Raw genomic sequence first — 19,998 nt, 5'->3', positions numbered from 1 at the left:
ACTTGAGCATCGGACCCGGCCAAGGTGTATCCGGCGGCGGTGTTCTTGAACAAGCGACCTCAGAGTCGAAAGGGGAACGGTATGAAGCGAGATTATGTTGGTTTTGCTGTCTGTTGTTTTTGCCTGCTTTTGGCGTTAACCTTCACGGCGGCCGCTCAGATCCAGAACGGCCAGTTCACCGGCTTGGTAACGGACCCGACCGGCGCCGCCATCCCCAACGCCACCGTCAAGATCACCAATACCGGCACGGGCCTGAGCACGGCCGTCACCACCAACGAAGCCGGCATCTACAACGCACGCGAACTTCCGCCGGGCCAGTACAACCTGCAGGTAGAGGCCTCGGGCTTCAAGCGTGCCACTGGTTCGGCGTTGACGCTGAATGCCGGGACGATTCAGCGCGCCGACTTCAAGATGCACATAGGCCAAGCCTCTGAGACGGTGGAAGTGACCGACGCCGCGCCGCCGGTCAACACCGTAGACTCCAAGCTGGCTTCGACCGTCAACTCCACGCAAATCCAGAACCTGCCGCTGAACGGCCGCAACGTCTACGATTTGATCCAACTCGCCCCCGGAGCGGTCAACGTGCGCGGCGTGGTGGCTGAGAACGGCGCCAACACGGTCGTCAACGGCCTCCGGGAGAATTTCAACGGCTTCCTGCTTAACGGTGTTTCCAACAAGGGCCTTAGCGGTGGTGCCGTGAACCAGCCGGTGGAGGACACGGTCCAGGAGTTCCAGCTTCTCACCTTGAATATGTCGGCGCAATACGGCAACAGCGCCGCCTCCATCACGAACCTGGTGAGCAAGTCAGGCACCAATAGCTTCCATGGCAGCGCCTGGTGGTTCAACCGCAACGACGTGTTTGACGCCAACTCCTTTTTCCTGAACCAGCAGGGCATCGAAAAGCAACCGCTCCGCTTCAACCAGTTCGGCGGTACCTTCGGCGGCCCTGTTAAGAAGGACAAGCTGTTCTTCTTCTTGTCCTATCAGAATGACCGCTTCCGGGAGTCGGCTCCGCCCACCGTATTGCAAGCCGAGTCGCAGGCGTGGCGTGACGCGGTGATTGCCGCCCTGCCCAATTCCACCGCCGCCCTACTCTATGGCAACTTCGCTCCCACGGTGCTCGGCACTCCGGCCGGCACACTGTCGGACTATGTGGCCAGCGGGGTATCTGGTTCCGGCTTCGGCAGCCTGGCCGATTATCTGTGCCAGGACAACAGCAGCCCGGCCATCGCCGCTTCTATTGCGAACGTGATCGGCGTCACGGCGCAGGACCAGGCTGACCTGACGGCGGCAGGTTGCAGCGTGATTCCGGGTCTACAGGCCGGGACGTTCGACCGTACCCTGCCTTTCCTCGTCAATACTCTGGCCTTCAACGGCTCCCAGGACCAGACCGGCTTCGGCACCGGAACCGGCAATCTGTTCAATGGCTACGAAGCCTCCGCGCGCCTGGATTACAACGTAGGGGTCAACGACCGGTTGTTCACGCAGTTCAACTGGAACCGCATCAACAATTCCTTTGGACCACCCAACGGGAATAACAGCGCGGGACGCGGACCAGCGTTCCTCAATCCCTCCCGCCAGATCACGCCCAACTTCCAGTTCAACTACATCCACACGTTCAGTCCTACGGTACTCAACGAATTCCGTGCTGGTTACAGCTCCCTGGTGCAGACGGTCAAGACCGCGCTGCCGGGCGTGCCGGACCTGCGCTTCGACGACGGCCTGATGGGTTTCGGGTCCTACAACGGCTACCCACAGTTCTTTAAGGAGCACGTGTACACGTACTCCGACATGGTTTCTCTCAACCACGGCAACCACAACATCAAGATCGGCGGAGAAGTAAGGCGCAACATCGAAAACAGTGAATTCAACGTGGCCCGCCCGTCGTACTACTTCTTTGACGCCTTGTTCTTTGCCGCCGACTCTCCCTACAGCGAGACGGCAGGCGTGGATCCGGGAATCATCTCGGGACAGCCAGCACAACTGGCATCGAACAACCGTCACTGGCGGAACGTCGAACTGGGCTTCTACTTCCAGGATGACTGGAAGGTTACGCGCAATCTGACGCTCAACCTCGGCCTCCGCTACGACCTCTACAGTCGGCACAACGAGCTCGATGGCCTGGTCACAACTTTTCTGAAGGGGCCGGGTCGAGCGGAGATTGACGACATCACCACCGGCGCAGGGCAGGTTCGTGACGCCAACGCTCCGGCGGGCGGTGCGGGCTGCAGTGACCCTGTGACCCAGATTCCCCTGGCTCAGCTAGCGGGTGTTTGCGGGCCGGGCGGATTTACTGCTGCCGAAACCCTGGGAGGCGCCGATCACAACAACTTCGGTCCACGCGTGGGCTTCGCCTGGGACATCTTCGGGAACGGCCGCACCTCGCTGCGCGGCGGTTACGGGATCTCCTACGAAGGCACGCTCTACAACCCGCTCTCTAACTCGCGCTGGAATCTGCCGTTCTACTCCTTCAACGCTGCAGTCAACTTCCTGGCTGGCGGAACCGATACCGTGGTCTTTGGACCGCAGAATCCGGGCGAACCGCCAAGCTTTGACGGTCCGGCCACCAATCCGGGCCAGGGCGTGGGTGCGCAGGCCGTGGGCAACCTCAGCGGCTGGGTTGTTACCAATCCCAACGCGGCGTTCCTCACCGGCATCGTCTATCCGGAGGGCATCCGCGACCCCTACGTCCACAACTGGTTCTTTGGCATTCAGCATGAACTGGTGAACAAGCTGGTGCTGGAAGTCAACTACGTGGGTACGGCGGGACACAAACTGTTCCGCGCAGAAAACGCGAACCGTATACCCGGTGGGCGCCTGCCACAGGGCACCTGCGTCCAGGACACCTTCGGGCGCACCCTTTGCAGCCAGGTAGGCGCTTTGAACCCTCTGGGACGTTTGAATCCCAACTACGGCACATTGCGCGTGTGGAAGAATGTCGTGAACTCCAGCTACAACGCGCTTCAGGTCGGCCTGCGGAAGCAGATGAGCAAGGGCCTGATGTTCAACGTTGCCTACACTTGGAGCCATTCCATCGACGGTGGCTCCACTTGGCATAGCGGCGCCACCACGTCCAACCAGCAGGCGGGCGGCGAGGGCTTTACCTCGGACCAGACCCTTCCCGGCCTGGATCGGGGCAATTCGATTTTCGACATCCGCCACCGTTTCGTGGCCAACTACGTTTACGAGCTCCCGTTCTTTAAGGGGCACGGCGGAGCGCTGGAAGCGGTATTCGGCGGCTGGCAGTGGAACGGCATCGTCAGTTACCAAAAGGGAGCCCACTGGAGCCCGTTCGACCGCCGCAACCGCGCCCTCTCCGGAGATTGCTCGCAGGCAGGAATCCTCGCCAGCCTCTGTTCGAACGATGCCGGTGACTTTAACCTGGACGGCGAGCGTAACGATCGTCCGGACGCCGTCGCCAACAACTTCAACCCTTCGCACTCCCAGTGGGCGAACGGGTGGGGACCGCAGTTCCAGATCGGCGGCGGCTTCTTCAGCACGCCTTGTTTGGGCTGCGTCGGGAATCTGGGACGCAATACTTTTGTTGGCCCGGATTTCTTCGGCGTGGACATGTCGGTCTTCAAGAACATCCGTATCTCGGAGCGGGTTGGCTTGCAGTTCCGGGCCGAGACGTTCAACCTCTTCAACCGCGCCAACTTCCAACTCCCCGGTGCCAGCGGCGCCACCAACCTCAGGGTCAATGCCGGTAACTTCGGACAGGCGGGCGGGACCTTCAACCCGCGCAACATGCAGTTTGGTCTGAAGTTGAACTTTTAGGCCCGACCCGCACGATTCAACCCAAGCCCGGTTCTGACACGGACCGGGCTTGGTCCCCTCAGGATCCGCTCCCATCCAGGCCTGTCTGCCCCCCCAAGAGCGTCGCGTCTATCCCTGCCATCTCCGTTTCAGAAGGTCAGTAAGCAACCCGGCGCGAAGCCTCCCGGTGCCGTCCCGCTAAGAGAGCGTTTTGGACCTACAAATCAGCTACTTAGCCCACTAGGTAGGTAAGGAATATGAAAATTGGTACCACCCTGGCCCTTACTTTCCTTTATCCGTATTCTCAATCTGAGTGTGTCCTGCTAACCCCTTTGTTTTCAATAAGAAGATTTAGGCACGTCACATGCATGTGTGACGGTAGAATTTCAAGGCTTGTTGTGTCCATTTTGGGGTACAAGACCAACCATGATGTTAAGGAACCGACCCTGGATTCACCTCCGGGAGGGGGTAAGAATGCACAATCGAGTTCGATTTAGCCTTGCTTTGGTGGCTGTGGTGCTGTGTGCGATGACCGCCATGGCCCAGGTCCAGAACGGGCAGATCACCGGCACGGTGACCGACCCCACAGGGGCAGCCCTACCGAACGCGAAGGTGACGGCGACCAACGTCGGCACCGACCTCAAGACCAGCGCACAGACCAGCAACACGGGAGGTTTCCTCATCCGTGAGTTGCAGATCGGGACCTACAAAGTGACGGTCGAGGCCTCCGGTTTCAAGACCTCCAGCAAGTCCGGTGTGGAAGTCAACGCCGGCGTGACCTACCGTTTGGACTTCAAGTTGGAAGTCGGCGGCGCTTCTGAAGTGGTGGAAGTAACCGAGGAAGCTGCCCCGGTCAACACCGTGGACTCCAAACTGGCCAACACAGTGGGTTCCACGCAGATTCAGAACCTGCCGTTGAACGGCCGCAACGTGTTCTCGCTGCTCCAGCTTGCGCCCGGAGCGGTGAACGTGGATAGCGTGCTCACGGAAAACGGTGAGGACGCGGTGGTCAACGGCACTCGCCTGAACTTCAACGGGTTCCTCATCAACGGCGTGTCTAACAAGGGCCTGAGCGGTGGCGCCATCAACCGTCCCATCGAGGACACGGTGGCTGAATTCCAACTCCTGACCCTCAACAACTCCGCCCAGTACGGAAACAGCGCCGGCTCCGTCACCAACTTGGTGACCAAGAGCGGCACCAACAGCTTCCACGGCAGCGGCTGGTGGTTCGTGCGCAATGACGTGTTCGACGCCAAGCCGTTCTTCGCCAGTGAGGCGGGCGACCCGGCGGCTCCCTGCAACCAGGGCGGCGACGCGCCCGAGCACTTGAAATGCCCATTGCGTTTCAACCAGTTCGGCGGCACTTTTGGCGGACCCATCTTCAAGGACAAGCTGTTCTTCTTCCTGTCCTATCAGGGGAACCGCTTCCGGACCTTCAGCAACCCGGTACCCACGGTCATTGAGAGTCCGGAGTTCCGTGCTGCCGTCATCTCGACCTTCGGTCCGGGCACGGCGGGTGGCGGCGCGAATGGTTCCGTTTCGTCCTTGCTGTACGCCGATTTCATTCCCTTCGCTCAGGGCAACCCCATCGGTAGCTTCAATGACCTCGTCGGCGATGGGTATTTCGGCCTCTGTCCGGACTTCACCGGCAACGCCGCCACCAGCGCAAACATCGCTAACCTGATTGGCGTGACCGCGGGGGACCAGGCGCAGCTGATGGCCGACGGCTGTACGACGATTCCGGCCATTCAGGCTCCTCTGGGAAGCTTCAACCGCGATGCTAACGCCCTTAACGCAGGTCTTAACATCGCGCCCAGCCGGCTGCAAGCCAACCTGCGGGATGGCAATGAGTACTCGGCCCGCATCGACTGGAACGTGGGGCAGAACGACCGCATCTTTGCCCAGTTCGCCTATGGACAGCAGAACGACACCCTGGGCGGCACCACGGGCGGCCGTGGGTTCATCAACCCCACCCGCTTTACCTTCCCCAACGGACAGTTCAACTACATCCACACCTTCAGCCCCACCATCCTGAATGAGTTCCGCTTCGGATACGCGGGCAGCTACTCCAGGTACGTCGCCGGCATTCCGGGCGTGCCTTCCATTTACCTAACGGATGGCACCATGGGCTTCGGCTCCTACAACGGCTACCCGCAGTTCTTCAAGGAGCACATCTACAGCTACGCGGACATGGTTTCCATCACCAAGGGGAACCACAGCCTGAAGATGGGGGCGGATATCCGCCGTAACATCGAAAACAGCGAATTCAACGTGGGCCGGCCGTCGTATTACTTCATCGACCCGTTGCACTTCGCCGTGGATGCGCCGTACGGTCTGGTAGCCGGCGTGGATCCTGGAATCGTATCCGGCGCGCCCTCGCACTTGGCCAGCAATATCCGGCACTTCCGCAACTGGGAATACGGCTTCTACTTTCAGGATGACTGGAAAGTCACGCGCAACCTGACCCTGAACCTGGGGATCCGCTACGACCTGTACGCGCGCCATAACGAGCAGAACGACCTGGAAACCACGTTCCTCTTGGGGCCAGGCAACAACCTGGTGGATGACGTTACCACTCACGCCGGCCAGATCTTCTCGGCGAACATCCCTGCGGGCGATCCGGGCTGCGACGATCCGGTCACGCAGATCCCGTTTGCGCAGTTGGCGGGTGTCTGCGGTCCGGGCGGCTTCTCCCCGGCCGATTCGCTGGGTGCGGGCGACCACAACAACTGGGGTCCGCGCGTGGGCTTCGCCTGGGATGTGTTCGGTGACGGCAAGACGTCCTTGCGCGGAGGTTACGGTGTTTCCTACGAGGGCACGCTGTACAACCCGCTCTCGAACTCGCGCTGGAACCTGCCGTACTATTCGTTCAACCTCGCATTCACGAATGACACAGGGGGCGGACCCGAAGCTCCGTACGGTCCGCAGTCCGGCGGCGGCACCTGCCCGGCCTGCGCGGTGGCTCCTTCCTATATCGGCGACGCGGATCCTAATAACTTCCAGGGCAATGCGGGCGACGCGACCGCGGTGGGCAACATCCAGGCCTGGAATCCGGCGAATGCCAACCTGGGCTTCCTCACCGGTATCGTCCTGCCGGAAGGCATCCGCGATCCCTACGTGATGAACTGGTTCTTCGGCATCCAACGGGAGTTGGCTCCCAAGTGGGTGCTCGAACTGAACTACGTCGGCACGAAGGGAACCAAGCTGTTTCGCGCGGAGCAGATCAACCGCGTTCCGGGAAGCATTATGGCCCCGGGTGCGACGGTGGTCGACATCTTCGGGCGGACACTCACCGGTACGGGTAGCCGGCTCAACCCCAACTACGGACGTCTGCGCAACTGGCGGAACTCGGTGAGTTCAAGCTACAACGCACTGCAGGCCTCCCTGCGCAAGCAGATGTCCAAGGGCTTGACCTTCACCTTCAACTACACCTGGAGCCACGCGCTGGATGGTGGCTCTACCTGGCACAGCGGCGCCACCAGCGCCAACGGTGCCGCCGCCGGCGAAGGCTATACGACCGACATGACGCTGCCGGATCTGGATCGCAGCAACTCGATCTTCGACATCCGGCATCGCATCGTCTTCCACTACGTCTGGGAGATGCCCTTCTTCAAGGGCCGGGGCGGATTCGCGGAGGCGGTATTCGGCGGCTGGCAGCTTAACGGCATCATGAGCTTCCAGACCGGAGCTCACTGGAGCCCGTTCTGCAGCAGCCGTGGAGCGTGTGACTTCAACCAGGACGCGGAAGCCAACGAACGGCCCAATTCCACCTTCTCGTCGTTCGATGCCGCTACCCACTCGATGTGGGCCAACGGTTTCGGCGCCGCCCAGTGGCAATATCCCGGAGGCACCGTGTTTTCTGCTCCGCCTCTTGGGAGCCCCGGTAATCTGGGCCGGAACCAGTTCGTGGGCCCGAACCTGTGGGTTTGGGACCCCTCGGTGTTCAAGAACTTCAAGATCACCGAGCGGGTGGGTCTCCAGTTCCGGACGGAGTTCTTCAACGCCTTCAACCGGACGAACTTCCAGCTTCCCGGCGCCCAGGGTGCGGGTAATAACGAAATCCGCAGGGCGGCGTTTGGAAAGTCTGGGGGCACGTTCAACGCGCGCAACCTGCAGTTCGGCTTGAAGCTGACCTTCTAGTTGAGCGTTGTTAAACTCGGGGGCGTGGCCGGTTGCGGTCACGCCCCCATTCCTCTTTTCGCAGAGGACGCGCGATGCGTGCACCGCTGAGGCTGTGGGCTGCCATCGTATTTGCCCTCGCACTCTTTTGCACTCCACGCGCCTCCACGCAGCAGGATCAGACGGGTAGCATCCTGGGCGAGCTTCGCATGGCTCGAGGCGACCTGCCTCCACAGCGAATCAAGGTAACTCTCAGTACTCGCGGCATCACGGTCGACACCATCTACACTGATGATAGCGGGCGCTTTTTTTTCTCAAATCTTCCCGCTAACCCCTACATCCTCGTGATCGATGAAGAGGGGTTCCGGCGGATTGAAGAGCGAGTCATAGTGAATCCTTCCATACGCGTCAACAATTCAGTCTTCCTCACGCTGCAGCCGTTGGTGACTCGCGAGAAGCCGGGAGTCGCAGTGGTCGAGGGCGCGAACCCCAACGTTATCAACGTAGCCGAGTTCCTAAATCGCTACCCCAAGGACGTGCAAAAGGAGTACGAGCGTGGCGTACGCGCCGAGCAGCGTGGGAAGACAGATGAGGCCATCGAGCGCTACGAAAAAGTCGTGCGAATGGCTCCGGACTTCTACTTCGCCCGCAACAATCTGGGCTCCCTTCTCACCGGCAGGGGCGAGTTTTCCGACGCAGAGGATCAGTTCGAGGAAGTCATCCGTTTGAACCAGACCGATGCCGCCGGCTACCTGAACCTGGGCAACGTGTTCCTGCTTACAGGGCGGCTGTCTGAGGCGCTGCCCATGGTGGAGGAAGGCCTTCGGAAGCAACCCAATCACCCCCTCGGGCACTTCCTGCTCGGCTCGGTGTATTCCCGCATGGGCCGGCTGCTGGATGCGGAGCGTGAATTGCGCGAGTCCCTGCGCCTGGATCCCCTCCAGTCCCGGCCGCATCTCGAGATGGTCAACGTCTACCTTAGCCAGAAGCGCAACGCCGACGCCATCAATGAGTTAAAGGTTTTCCTGGAAGTGTTCCCGGAGGACGCACTCGCGCCCCAGGCAAGGCAAGTGCTGGCGCGGCTGGAGGGAGCCGCGACGAACGCACCGGCTCAGTAAGACGACCCCTTAGCGCGGCACATACTGACAGAACTTCGGCTCCAGGCGGCAGGCTTCCTCATACTCCGCCCGAGCTGCCTGCGGCTGCTTGAGCCTTTCCAGCGCGGCTGCCAGGTTCAGATGGGCTTCAGCAAAATCCGGCTTTTCACGGAGGGCGGTTCGATAGACTTCGACGGCCTTCCGGGTCTGTCCGGTTTGGCCGTAGGCAATGCCCAGGAAATTCAGCAAGCGGTAATCGTTCAATCCGAGGCGGTAAGCTTCTGCCAGGTGCTCAGCCGCATCCGCGAAGCGTTGCTGACGGATGCGCAGGATGCCCAGGTCGCGGCGCGCCAACGCGAAGTGCGGCTGGATATCAATGACTTTCTGAAACGACGCTGCGGCTGCGTCGGGATTGTTCTTCAACTGCATCCAGCCGCGCTGGTACAGGGCCCGAGTGTTGTTCGGATTAAGCTTCAGCGCCTTGTCGAGCCACTGCATGCCTTCTTCCGTCTGATCGAGCGCATGCAGGGCTCGCGCCACCGCCGTCATCGCCTGGTCGAAGTTGGGATTCAGTTCCAGGCAACGCTTGAGCTCCTTGGCGGCGGTTACCCAGTCCTCCTGCTGCAAGGCTGCCTCGCCCAGCATGAACGGGATGACGTACATGTTGGGTTCCTTCTCCCTCACTTGTTCCAGGAGCACGCGGCTCTTTTCGTAATCCTTCAATTGCGCCAGATCAATGGCACGCAGGATGGTGTTGAACTCCCACACCCGATCCTTGGGGTCCGCGAGGCCGGCGGCAAGCTGTTCCGCCGTCACTGAAGTACGAAAGCCGACGTAACCGAGCGCGCTCAGCTTCTCGATGGTCTCCGCGTCCAGCCCCCCGGCTCCCGGCTGCTGGGTCGGGGCAGGGAAGCGGCGCTGCAATCCTGCGAGCTTCTCCTTCAGAACGGCGGCCACGGCGGGCTGGCTCTCGACAAGGTTGTCTTTCTCCCCCGGATCTACCACGACGTCGTACAGCTCCGGTTTAGGCGCCTCGATATAGTGGTACCGTTCGGTCTGCAGGCTGTGCAGCGGACTCCATCCGAAGGAGCTGAAGGTGTAGAAGGTTTCGCTATATGATTCTGCCTGTTCTTCGGAAGCCGCTTCGAGCAGGCTCTGCGCCTGGAACTGCTTCTGGATCTCATCGCCTATGCCCAGCACACCCAAGATGGTAGGCGCGACCGCCAGGATCTCTACTGGCCGCTCGACCCGCCGCTCACGCACGGTCACGCGCGCGGGCGGCTTGACAAGGAGCGGTACGTGCACAGTGGAGTTGTAGATGAAGAAGCCGTGCTCGTTCTCTCCATGCTCACCCAGAGATTCACCATGGTCGGCCACCAGGATCACGAGTGTGTTGTCATACAGGCGGCGTTTCTTCAGCCACTCGATCACGCGTGCCAACTGCGAATCGGCGAACGCCACTTCGCCGTCGTAGAGACGACCGGTGTATTGAGTACGAAACGGCTCCGGGGGATCGTAGGGGCTATGGGGGTCGTACAGATGGAGCCAGAGGAAAAAGGGCCGGGCCGAAACCTTGGTCAGCCATTCGAGGGCGCGGTCGGTGCTGAGGTTACCCTTGCGCTCCACCAGCGCCAGGTCGTGAGTCAGGAAGCTGGTGCCGGCGAACATGTCAAAGTAGAAATCGAAGCCGCGCGACAGTCCCCAGCTCCGGTCCAGCACGAACGAACTGACGATAGCTCCGGTGGTGTAGCCATTCTGTTTCAGACTCTGGGCCAGGGTGCGGAACTGCGGTGCCAGCGGTTGCCCCGTGAAGTCCTGCACCCCATTGGAAAAAGGATACATGCCGGTCAGGATGCCGGCGTGGGAAGGGAGCGTGAGAGGAACCTGCGCGATAGCCCGCTCGAAGAGGATGCCGTCCTTGGCCAAGGCGTCCATGCCGGGCGTGGAGACGTTGGTGGCGCCGTAGGCGCCGATGCGGTCGGCGCGCAGCGTATCAATGGTGATGAGCAACACGTTAGGCCGGAGAGTATGAACGGGCCGCTTTCGAGTCGTCTGTGCCACCGACGGCAGGCATACCGCGGCCACCGCCAGAAGCGCTGTCACGGTTCTGCGTCGGTAGCTCACGCCTATTCCGCCGATCCGCCGGACCGGGCTTTCCGCAGCTCCTCCTGTGCCTGCTGGTGTAAGCCCTTCATTTCCAGTGCCTTAGCGATAGAGACACGGACGGCTGAATTGTTGGGCATGAGGCGCAAAGCGGTACGCAGTGACACCAGCGCCTCATCCGGTTTGCCTTGGTAGAGCAGCACTTCTCCAATCGCCCGATGGGCTGGTCCGAAGCTCGGCAGGATCCTAATGGACTGGCGAAAGGCCTCAAGGCTCTCGGGAACCCGCTGCATCCGCAGCAGCAATGCACCCAGGTCGAAGGCGGCTGTGAAATTGCTGGGATCGAGTTCGAGCGTGCGCCGCAGCAGGCGCGCCGCCTCCTCTCGTTCACCCAGCCGTGCCTTGGCCAGGCCGAGGTTGAATACGGCCAGCGTGTAATCGGGACTGGCCTTCAGAACCAGCTCGAACTCGATCGCGGCGCTGGCCCAGTCTTGCTTCCGGTAATAATTCAGCCCCAGCAGGTAGTGGGTCGGGACCGATGTCGGCTCGATCGCCACGGCCTTCTTCAGGTTCTCGATGGACTCGTCATAGCGCCCGCGCTGGCTCAGGTTGAGCGCCTCGGATACCAGTTCATACATCTCGATCCGATCCTTCGGGTCTGGCAGTTCGCGATTGCTGATGGTGGGGTTGCCGCCGCCAGAGAACGCCGCGTAGCCCAGCGCTTGCAGGCGCTCGGCCATGGCTGGATCCAATCCCGTCTTTTCCGCCATTTCTTTTCCTGCTGAGTAGTTCACAATCAGGTCTGCCAGCTTCTTCTGCAGTTCGCTGGCCACGGCGGGCTTCTGCTCAATCAGGTTGGTGCGTTCGCTGGGATCCGCGGCCACGTCATAGAGCTCCGGCTTGGGAGCATCGATGAAGTGGTAGTTCTCCACCTGAATACCGCGCAATTCACTCCAGTTGAAATGCAGGCGCGGCAAGAAGGACTCGCCATACAGGTCACTGACGCGTTCCGTCTGCTGGCCTCGGAGAAGAGGCAGCAAGCTCCGTCCTTGGACTTCTGGAGGCACGGGTAGTTTCAACAGTTCGAGCGTAGTAGGCAAGACATCTACCAGGTTCACCGGTTCCGCAACCCGCTTCACCGTTGCAGCCTCACGAGCAGCGGGCTTGACGATGAGAGGCACGCGCATCGTGGTGTTGTAGATGAAAAACCCATGGGTCTTTTCTCCGTGTTCGCCCAGCCCTTCTCCGTGATCGCCGGCCAGCACGATGAGCGTCCGCCCATAGAGCCCCTGCTGCTTTAGGTAGGAGATGATCCGCCCGACCTGAGCGTCGGCAAATGCGATCTCCCCATCATAGGGTGAATCCGCATACTGCTGGTCGTAAGGCGCCGGCGGATTATAGGGATGATGGGGGTCGTACAAGTGCATCCACAGCAGGAAACGACGGTGCGCATTCTTGCGCAGCCAGGCCAGGGCCTCGTCTGCCACGACGTTGCCCGGGCGCTCCATGGCGTCGAGGTTGGTTTCCAGCATGCGGTTGAAATCAAAACGGTCGTAATAGAAATCGAAGCCGGAATTCAGACCAAAGCGCGAATCCAGCACCGCCGCCCCTACCACGGCGCCGGTAGCATACCCGCGCCGCCGGAGCACTCCCGCGAGGGTCGGCTGTTCCGGATTCAGCCGGTTGCCGCTGAAGTCATGCAGCCCGGTGCGCATGGGATAGGTGCCAGTAAACAACGAACCGTGCGAGGGCAGCGTGATGGGGACGGGAGTGTAGGCCTTCTCAAACAGCACTCCGTCGGCGGCCAGGGCGTCAATGTTCGTGGTGCGGAGTCGTTCGTAGCCGTAGCAGCTCAGATGGTCGGGACGCAAAGTGTCGATGGTAATGAGGATGACATTGGGCGGGGCGATACGGGCGGCACCGCGCCCGGTTTGAGCTCCGGCCGGCGCGGCAATCGCCGTGAGGAGCAAGAACAAAGAGGCTTGGGCGCGAAATTGCAGGATTCTGGGGATAAGGACGGACATCAGGGTCAAGAAAAGCGCGAACCCAACCTCGGGAGGTCAGCCGCACTGGACAACGCTCACATTATACCGCGTGATGGCCCCGCCATCGGCCGGTTTCTGCTGGTCCTTGCACTGTGCTAGGCTGACCTGCGATGCGTTTGGAGAGATATTTTCTTGTCTTCCTGCTGATGCTGGCGTCCGCTCCGCGCACCCTGGCGCAGCGACAACCGGACGTCTACCTGATCACCTTGGACACCGTGCGGGCCGACCACGTCGGCTGCTACGGTTACGAAAAGGGTCAAACTCCAACCCTCGATCGGCTGTGTCGCGACGGCATCCGTTTCTCTCGTACTTTCACTCCCAGCCCGATCACCAACACCTCCCATGCCAGCATTCTCACTGGACTCCTGCCAAGCGCGCACGGCGTCACCGATTTCGGAGTGCCCCTGGCCGGTGCGCACGCCACCTGGGCGCAACTGCTGAAGCAGCACGGCTACCATACCGCGGCGTTCATTGGAGCGGTGATTCTCGACAGCAGCAGTCTGGCGCCGGGTCTGGACCGCGGCTTCGACTCTTACGACAACTTCCCGAACCTCCCCAAGTCCACGCCCCGCTGGGGCAGGGTGGAGCGGCGAGGGATGGAGGTGGTGGAGAGAGCCATCCAGTGGATGGAGCGAAACCGGGGTGGGCCGCGCTTTGTGTGGGTGCATCTCTATGATCCGCACGATCCCTACGAAGCGCCAGCCCCATTCGCAGAGACATTTCGCGACCACCCGTACGACGGCGAGATTGCCTACGCCGACGCCGCATTGGGCAAGCTGCTGGCTTATCTGGACCGCCAGCAGCGCTACCGCTCCTCGCTCATCGTCGTGGTCGGGGACCACGGCGAAGGCCTGGGCGAGCACAAGGAAGAGACCCACGGCATCTTCCTCTATGACTCCACCCTGCATGTGCCCCTGATGGTGAAGCTCCCAGGTGGAGCCGGTGCTGGCAGCAGCAATGCGACCCAGGTGCGCACGATCGACATCCTGCCGACCGTGCTCGCCCAATTGAAAATGAACGTACCCGAAGAGCTTCAGGGCCGCTCGCTCACGCCGCTTCTGAGCGGGGAAGCGCTGCCGGAAGCCCCGGCTATTGGGGAGACTGATTACCCGCTGCGTTTTGGGTGGGCGCCGCTGCGATCGGTTCGGCGCGAGAATTCCAAGTTCATCGAGGCGCCGCGGCCGGAGTTCTACGATCTGGCGACGGACCCCGGCGAAACCCGCAACGTTTACGAGCCTTGGAGTCCAAAGGTGCAAGCGGCGCGCGCCGTGCTCGCGGATATCCGATCGAACACGGAAGCCGCGAGGAGCGCCGGGCAGGTTCCGCAGGAGACCCTGGAACACCTGAAGGCGCTGGGATATCTTGGTACCGATCCCGGGCAGACCAACGTGCCCGAACCCTCGTTGCTTCCGGACCCCAAGGACAAGATTGAGCTCCAAAATCTGCTGCATCGCGCCCTGATGGCCGATGAAGGCGGACAACCCGGCATCGCCCGCGCTGCCCTGGAAGAGGCGATCGCGATGGACGCGACGTCCGCGGTGGCCTTCCTGCAGCTAGGCCAGATCGAGCTGGCGCAAGGCGACTACGCCAGGGCTGCCGGGCACCTGGCGCGCGCTCGCACGCTGCGTCCCAACGATGCCGCGGCCGCCTGGTATCAAGGCCAGGCATTGGAGAAGCTAAACGACTTGGCGGGGGCCCGCGATGCTCTGAACGAGTCCCTACGCCTCACTCCCGGCCAGTACGAGGCACGCCTGCTTCTGGGTCGTGTCTACGCGCGTCTGGGAGACGCCAACGCTGCCCGCGACCAACTCGAGGCCGCAGTGCTGCTGCGGCCGAAAGCGGCTACGGCACGAGTCGAACTGGCCCGCATATTGCTGGGTGAGAAGCGATACGCGGACGCCACCCGTCAGTTGGAGCGTGCTGCGCAAACCGAGCCGAGCGCAGAGCTCTACCGTCTGCTGGCCCAGTCCTATCGCGGTTTGGGCCGAACGGAGGAAGCGCAACGCGCCGAAGCCCAAGCCGCATTGCTGCTCAAAAAGGATCAGGCGCCCTGAGCGGGGCGCCTGAGTTCCAGTCCGACCCGGTTTAGTGGGCGTGCTCCGTCTTGGCTGGAGCTTCCGCTACCTTGGTGCCGTCCGCAAACAGTTCCGTCAACACGCGACCCTTCATTTGCTTGGGCTGCGGGATGCCGTAGAGGTGCAATATGGTGGGCGCCACATCGAACGCGCTCACCGGCAGACCCGACAACTGGACACCCTTCTTGATGCCCGGTCCCATGGCAATGAAAGCGCCCGGAACCTCGTCGCCATCGGTGAAATCATGCTTGGCAATAACGCTGTCCATGGGATGGTCCATATGCTCTCCATGGTCGGCGTAGCGCAGCGGCTTGATTCCGTGGTCGGAGACCAGGAACACGTAGGTGTTTTCATCTACGTGCTTCAGGATCATGCCCAGCACTTTGTCAAAGGCACGGTACTGGTTGGGGAACGCGTCCACGCGTGCCCGGTGGACCTTCTCGTTGTAGCCCACGTTGTGCGGCTGGATGGGATAGAGCCAATGACCCACGCGGTCCTCGCACGACTGCACCAGGAAGGTGAAGTCCTTGGGGTACTTGGTCAAGAGGTAATCAAAAACCTTGGTTTGCTGGGCGCGGATGGTATCCACTCTCGCCAACCATTGGTTGACGCCTTCTGCTTCGTTTCCGGCAAGAGCTTCCAGCTTGGGGATGCGGGAGCAGTCGATGTAGAAGTCGCCTACGTTGGCCAGCAGCTCGTCCTTCAGCGCAGCCGGGTAAACGGCATCGCCGCCTTCGACTTCAGTCAACTTGGGAGCGCACAGGACGCCGTCTTCGCAGTCCTTGCCGCGGGTGAGCATGCCGCTGACCATGTAGCCGTCTACAGGCATTACGGGGAAAGTGCCTGGCACATTGGCCATGCCTACCGAAACCCCGTTCTTGGAGAGAATGGACCAGATGGGCTCCTCCTTCAGCATGTGGGTGTTGGCCGTCTGGCCATTCACCACAAAACCTGTGATTCCGTTCTCGGACGGAGGAGCGCTGGTAAAGAAAGTGGTGTACACCTTGGGACAGTTGGGTGAAGAAATGGTCTTCAAGTATCCCGACGTCCCGTTGTTGACCAAGCGGGCAAGGTTGGGCAGCTCGCCTCGCACCAGTAACGGACGCAGGAAGTCCCACTCTGCTCCGTTGACCCCGATCACCAGGACCTTCGGGTTCTTCTTAGAGGCCTTCTGCTCGGCTCGGGCTGCCACCGAGACTCCGACCACAAATAGCGCCAGCAGCGCCAAGCCCATGAATCTTAACCGGTTCGACATGAAAAAACCCCCACAGATATATGGTCAAAACTCGCTAAATTATACTCTTCGGCGAGATGGTTTTGGGCCGCACTGTCCCAGGAATTGTGGTGTCTGCCAGCGGAACCAGCCGGTGCCAGGGGGGGCGACGGAACTTCCGGGCTTCCTGTACACTCAATACCTAGCATGAGTCAGTTTCGTGTTCGTCCTGTTGCTGTCCTTCTGACCTGGATACTGGTTTCGATTCCGGCGACCGGCGGCGCGTCCAAGCCCGCTGCACCGGATGCGTCCTCGGCCCTGCTGCTGGAGACGCTCGAACAAGAGCTCAGCCGTGCCATGCAGGAGCTTTCCAAAGCGAAACCCGCTCCTTACTACATCAGCTACGCGGCCTCTGAGCATCGCGTGGAGGTGGTCTCTGGCAGCCAGGGAGATCTGTTCGATCCCATCTCCCGGCAGGTGCGCTCGGTGGACGTGACCGTGCGCGTCGGCAACCACCAGCTCGACAACACGCATAATCATCGCCGCCCCAGCGGCTTGGGTTCGACGCTGCTGCCCATTGAGGATGACCGGGCGGCGATAGCGCGCGCTCTATGGCTGACCACCGACCGCCAGTACAAGGTGGCCTCGCGCGCACTGCTGGAAGTACAGACGGAGCACAAGGTGAAGGCGGAGGAGGAAGACTCTTCGCCGGACTTCAGCAGCCAGAAGCCCCAAGTGTTTATCGGAAGGCCGGGTACGGCGTCGCGGGTGGATCGCGAGGTCTGGCGGGAGCGGGTGAAGCGCCTCTCCGGGCTGTTCCGGGAGTATCCGGAAATCTACGGCTCTTACGTCACTCTCGTGACAGACACTTCCACCCGCTACTTTGTTTCCAGCGAGGGGTCACGCGTTCTGACTTCGGAGGCGCTCACCCGTCTGATCGCCTATGCGGAGACGCGGACCGATGATGGCATGGAGCTATTCCGCGCCGAGACGTTTGATGCCTCCTCGCCTGACGGTTTGCCCGACGAGGCCATGGTGGCCGCAAAGATCCACAAGCTGGCCGAGGACCTGCGCGCGCTGCGTAAGGCGCCGCTGGTGGAACCCTACGCCGGGCCGGCGCTGCTCTCCGGACGGGCGGCCGCTGTGTTCTTCCACGAAGTGCTCGGGCACCGTCTGGAGGGCCAGCGGCAGCGTGGCGACGAGGAAGGCCAGACCTTCGCGAAGAAAGTGAACCAGAAGATTCTGCCAGACTTCCTGAGCGTGGTGGACGACCCCACGCTGCAGACCCTGGACGGAGTCGAGCTCAACGGCTACTACCAATATGACGACGAGGGCGTGCCTGGGCAGCGGGCGGAAGTGGTGAAGGACGGTGTGCTGCGAGGCTTCCTCATGTCGCGCATGCCGGTACAGGGCTTCGCCGAGTCCAACGGCCACGGCCGGGCCCAGGAAGGGCTGATGCCGGTCGGGCGTCAGGCCAACCTCATTGTCAGTTCCACTCACACCGTGCCCGACGCCCACCTGCGCCAGAAGCTGATTGACGAGGTGAAGCGCCAGAACAAGCCCTATGGCCTGTACTTCGAGGACATCGCCGGCGGTTTCACGTTGACGACGCGTTTCTTGCCGCAGGCGTTCCAGATCCTCCCCATCATGGTGTGGCGCGTGTATCCCGATGGGCGCCCGGACGAGCTGGTGCGCGGCGTGGACATCGTAGGCACGCCCCTGGTGGCGCTGAACCGGCTGATCATCACCGGCGACACCACCCAGGTCTTCAATGGCATTTGTGGAGCGGAGAGCGGCAACGTTCCGGTATCGGCCGCGGCTCCGGCCATCCTGTTCTCTGAGATCGAGGTGCAGAAGAAGGCGGTTTCGCGCAACCGGCCTCCCATCCTGCCGCCGCCCGCGTTCGACAGCGGCGCCCGGCCTCTGGAGGTCTTGCGATGAAGCGTGGCGGCTGGCTTCTGGCTGGGGCGGTCGTGGTGCTGGCAGCGATTTCCGCGCCCGCCCAGCAGCCCACTCCGAGCACCAGCGATTATCCCGTGCTGCGCGCCATGAGCGCCGAGCTGGAGCGCTCGCGGTCGCGGCTGCAACTAGAACAGCTCGATCGGCCTTACTACATCGAGTACTCGGTGACCGATGCGCAGGAACACTCGGTGGATGCCGCGTTTGGCGCCCTCCTGCAGGAGAACCGCCAACGCAGCCGCTTGATCCGGGCCGTGGTGCGGGTGGGCGATTACAAGAACGACAGCTATTTCGGCCCCGGCCAGGGACAGGTGGCTTTCGCCACCCTGGGCGACGATGAACTGGCCCTGCGCTATCAGCTCTGGCTGGCCACGGACGCCGCTTACAAGAACGCCCTGGCGGCCCGCTCGGCGAAGCAGGCCATGCTCCAAGGTTTGGTGGTCGAGCACGCGGTGGACGACTTCTCACGCGAAGCGAGCACGATCTCCATCGGCCCCCTGGTTGCGGGAGAGAAGGACCCGGACGGCCGTCGCGACCTGGCGCGTGATATCTCGGCCCTGTTCCGCGACGATCCCAAGATCGACGCGGCCAATGTCCATTTCGAATATCGCGGCGTCAACCGCTACTTTGTGAATACCGAAGGCACAGTGGGCCGCAGCGGCGGGGAGAATTACACCCTGTACTTCACCGCATCCAGCCAGGCGCCGGACGGCATGCGGCTGGGCCTGAGCCGCGACTGGGTCATGGCCCGCGGGGAGGAGCTTCCGTCCGCCGAAGTGGTGGGCGAAGCGGCGCGCAAACTCATCGCCGACCTCGCTGCACTGCGCCAGGCGCCCGTGGTGGAGGATACGTACCGCGGTCCGGTTCTGTTCGCCGCCGACGCCGCCAAAATGATCTTCTGGAACATGGTCGGCCCGGCCATCACCGGGGACCAGCCGGCGCCCAGCGATTCCGCCCGCACGACCGGTCCCTGGGCCTCGTACTACAAGAGCCGCGTGCTGCCGGATTTCCTGAGCGTGGTGGACGATCCCACCATCGCCAGCTTCAACGGCCGCACCCTGGTGGGGAGCTATGAGCTGGACGACGAAGGGGTCACGGCCATGCCCGTCACAGTAGTCGACAAGGGCATGCTGACCAACTACCTGCTTGGGCGTCGGCCCATCCGTGATTTTCCCCGGTCCAACGGTCACGGACGCGCGGCGCCGGGTGGTGCGCCCGTGGCCAGCTTTGCCAACTTGTTTGTGCGCGCCAATCCGGGATACTCCTTCGAGGAGATGAAGCAGAAGCTCATCGAAATGTGCAAGCAACAGGGCAAGCCGTACGGCATCTTGGTGTACAGCGCCGCATCCGGTAACAATGTAGTGCCGGAGCTGATGTACCGCGTATGGACCGACGATGGGCGCATGGAGCTGGTCCGCGGCGGCACCTTCGCCGAGCTGGACATGCGAACCTTGCGCAACGAGATCGTGGCCGCTGGCGACGATCTGCAAGCCGACAACAGCAACGAGGCCATCCCCAAGGCGGTGATCAATCCTTCGGTGCTGTTCGAAGAGCTGGAAGTGCAGCGCAACACGCGCCTGCAAGAGACGCTGCCGTCCTACCCGCCGCCGGCCATGCGAACCGCCGGCGCC

The 19,998-nt window shown here is 61.8% G+C and carries 9 protein-coding genes; 6 read left to right on the top strand and 3 right to left on the bottom strand.

From position 1 onward, the window contains the following. Positions 1 to 81 precede the first annotated feature (81 nt). From VLE48_13360 to VLE48_13350, 3 genes are all read left to right on the top strand, one after another. The gene (locus VLE48_13360; GenBank protein HSA93996.1) at positions 82 to 3,777 is read left to right on the top strand and encodes a TonB-dependent receptor; all 3,696 of its coding nucleotides are present in this window, start codon (positions 82 to 84) and stop codon (positions 3,775 to 3,777) included. A 453-nt stretch (positions 3,778 to 4,230) separates the two neighbouring features. After that, positions 4,231 to 7,896: a TonB-dependent receptor gene (locus tag VLE48_13355; GenBank protein ID HSA93995.1), complete on the top strand. Its 3,666-nt coding sequence runs from the start codon at positions 4,231 to 4,233 to the stop codon at positions 7,894 to 7,896. 74 nt (positions 7,897 to 7,970) lie between these two features. Next, on the top strand, positions 7,971 to 8,993 hold the full coding sequence (locus tag VLE48_13350; protein ID HSA93994.1) for a tetratricopeptide repeat protein: 1,023 nt from the start codon (positions 7,971 to 7,973) through the stop codon (positions 8,991 to 8,993). Positions 8,994 to 9,002: 9 nt separating this feature from the next. On the opposite strand, the gene VLE48_13345 is transcribed toward VLE48_13350, so the two are convergent. Together VLE48_13345 and VLE48_13340 are read right to left on the bottom strand one after the other, a co-directional pair. Then, the gene (locus VLE48_13345) at positions 9,003 to 11,075 is read right to left on the bottom strand and encodes a sulfatase-like hydrolase/transferase (GenBank protein HSA93993.1); all 2,073 of its coding nucleotides are present in this window, start codon (positions 11,073 to 11,075) and stop codon (positions 9,003 to 9,005) included. A gap of 23 nt (positions 11,076 to 11,098) precedes the next feature. After that, positions 11,099 to 13,051: a sulfatase-like hydrolase/transferase gene (locus VLE48_13340; protein HSA93992.1), complete on the bottom strand. Its 1,953-nt coding sequence runs from the start codon at positions 13,049 to 13,051 to the stop codon at positions 11,099 to 11,101. A gap of 179 nt (positions 13,052 to 13,230) precedes the next feature. On the opposite strand from VLE48_13340, the gene VLE48_13335 reads away from it, so the two are divergent. Continuing rightward, positions 13,231 to 15,174 (top strand): sulfatase-like hydrolase/transferase, encoded by a 1,944-nt coding sequence (locus VLE48_13335; GenBank protein HSA93991.1) that lies wholly within the window; start codon positions 13,231 to 13,233, stop codon positions 15,172 to 15,174. A gap of 31 nt (positions 15,175 to 15,205) precedes the next feature. Here the strand turns inward: VLE48_13335 and VLE48_13330 are convergent, their stop codons facing one another. Beyond that, on the bottom strand, positions 15,206 to 16,450 hold the full coding sequence (locus tag VLE48_13330) for an alkaline phosphatase family protein (protein HSA93990.1): 1,245 nt from the start codon (positions 16,448 to 16,450) through the stop codon (positions 15,206 to 15,208). Positions 16,451 to 16,615: 165 nt separating this feature from the next. On the opposite strand from VLE48_13330, the gene VLE48_13325 reads away from it, so the two are divergent. After that, positions 16,616 to 18,349: a metallopeptidase TldD-related protein gene (locus VLE48_13325; GenBank protein ID HSA93989.1), complete on the top strand. Its 1,734-nt coding sequence runs from the start codon at positions 16,616 to 16,618 to the stop codon at positions 18,347 to 18,349. Beyond that, a partial coding sequence (locus VLE48_13320) for a metallopeptidase TldD-related protein (GenBank protein HSA93988.1) occupies positions 18,346 to 19,998 on the top strand: 1,653 nt, incomplete at its 3' end. The genes VLE48_13325 and VLE48_13320, both read left to right, overlap by 4 nt.

The organism is Terriglobales bacterium (genome assembly GCA_035454605.1).
In the GTDB taxonomy this organism is placed as follows: Bacteria; Acidobacteriota; Terriglobia; order Terriglobales; family Acidobacteriaceae; genus DATMAB01.
Note: the sequence above shows the minus strand (reverse complement) of the source record. Positions and strands in the feature narration are given on the sequence as shown.

Bases quoted from the DNA above. Each gene is read 5' to 3' on its own strand.
- VLE48_13325 (HSA93989.1), top strand. From the start codon at position 16,616: ATGAGTCAGTTTCGTGTTCGTCCTGTTGCTGTCCTTCTGACCTGGATA.
- VLE48_13360 (HSA93996.1), top strand. From the start codon at position 82: ATGAAGCGAGATTATGTTGGTTTTGCTGTCTGTTGTTTTTGCCTGCTT.
- VLE48_13330 (HSA93990.1), bottom strand. From the start codon at position 16,450: ATGTCGAACCGGTTAAGATTCATGGGCTTGGCGCTGCTGGCGCTATTT.
- VLE48_13335 (HSA93991.1), top strand. From the start codon at position 13,231: ATGCGTTTGGAGAGATATTTTCTTGTCTTCCTGCTGATGCTGGCGTCC.
- VLE48_13355 (HSA93995.1), top strand. From the start codon at position 4,231: ATGCACAATCGAGTTCGATTTAGCCTTGCTTTGGTGGCTGTGGTGCTG.
- VLE48_13350 (HSA93994.1), top strand. From the start codon at position 7,971: ATGCGTGCACCGCTGAGGCTGTGGGCTGCCATCGTATTTGCCCTCGCA.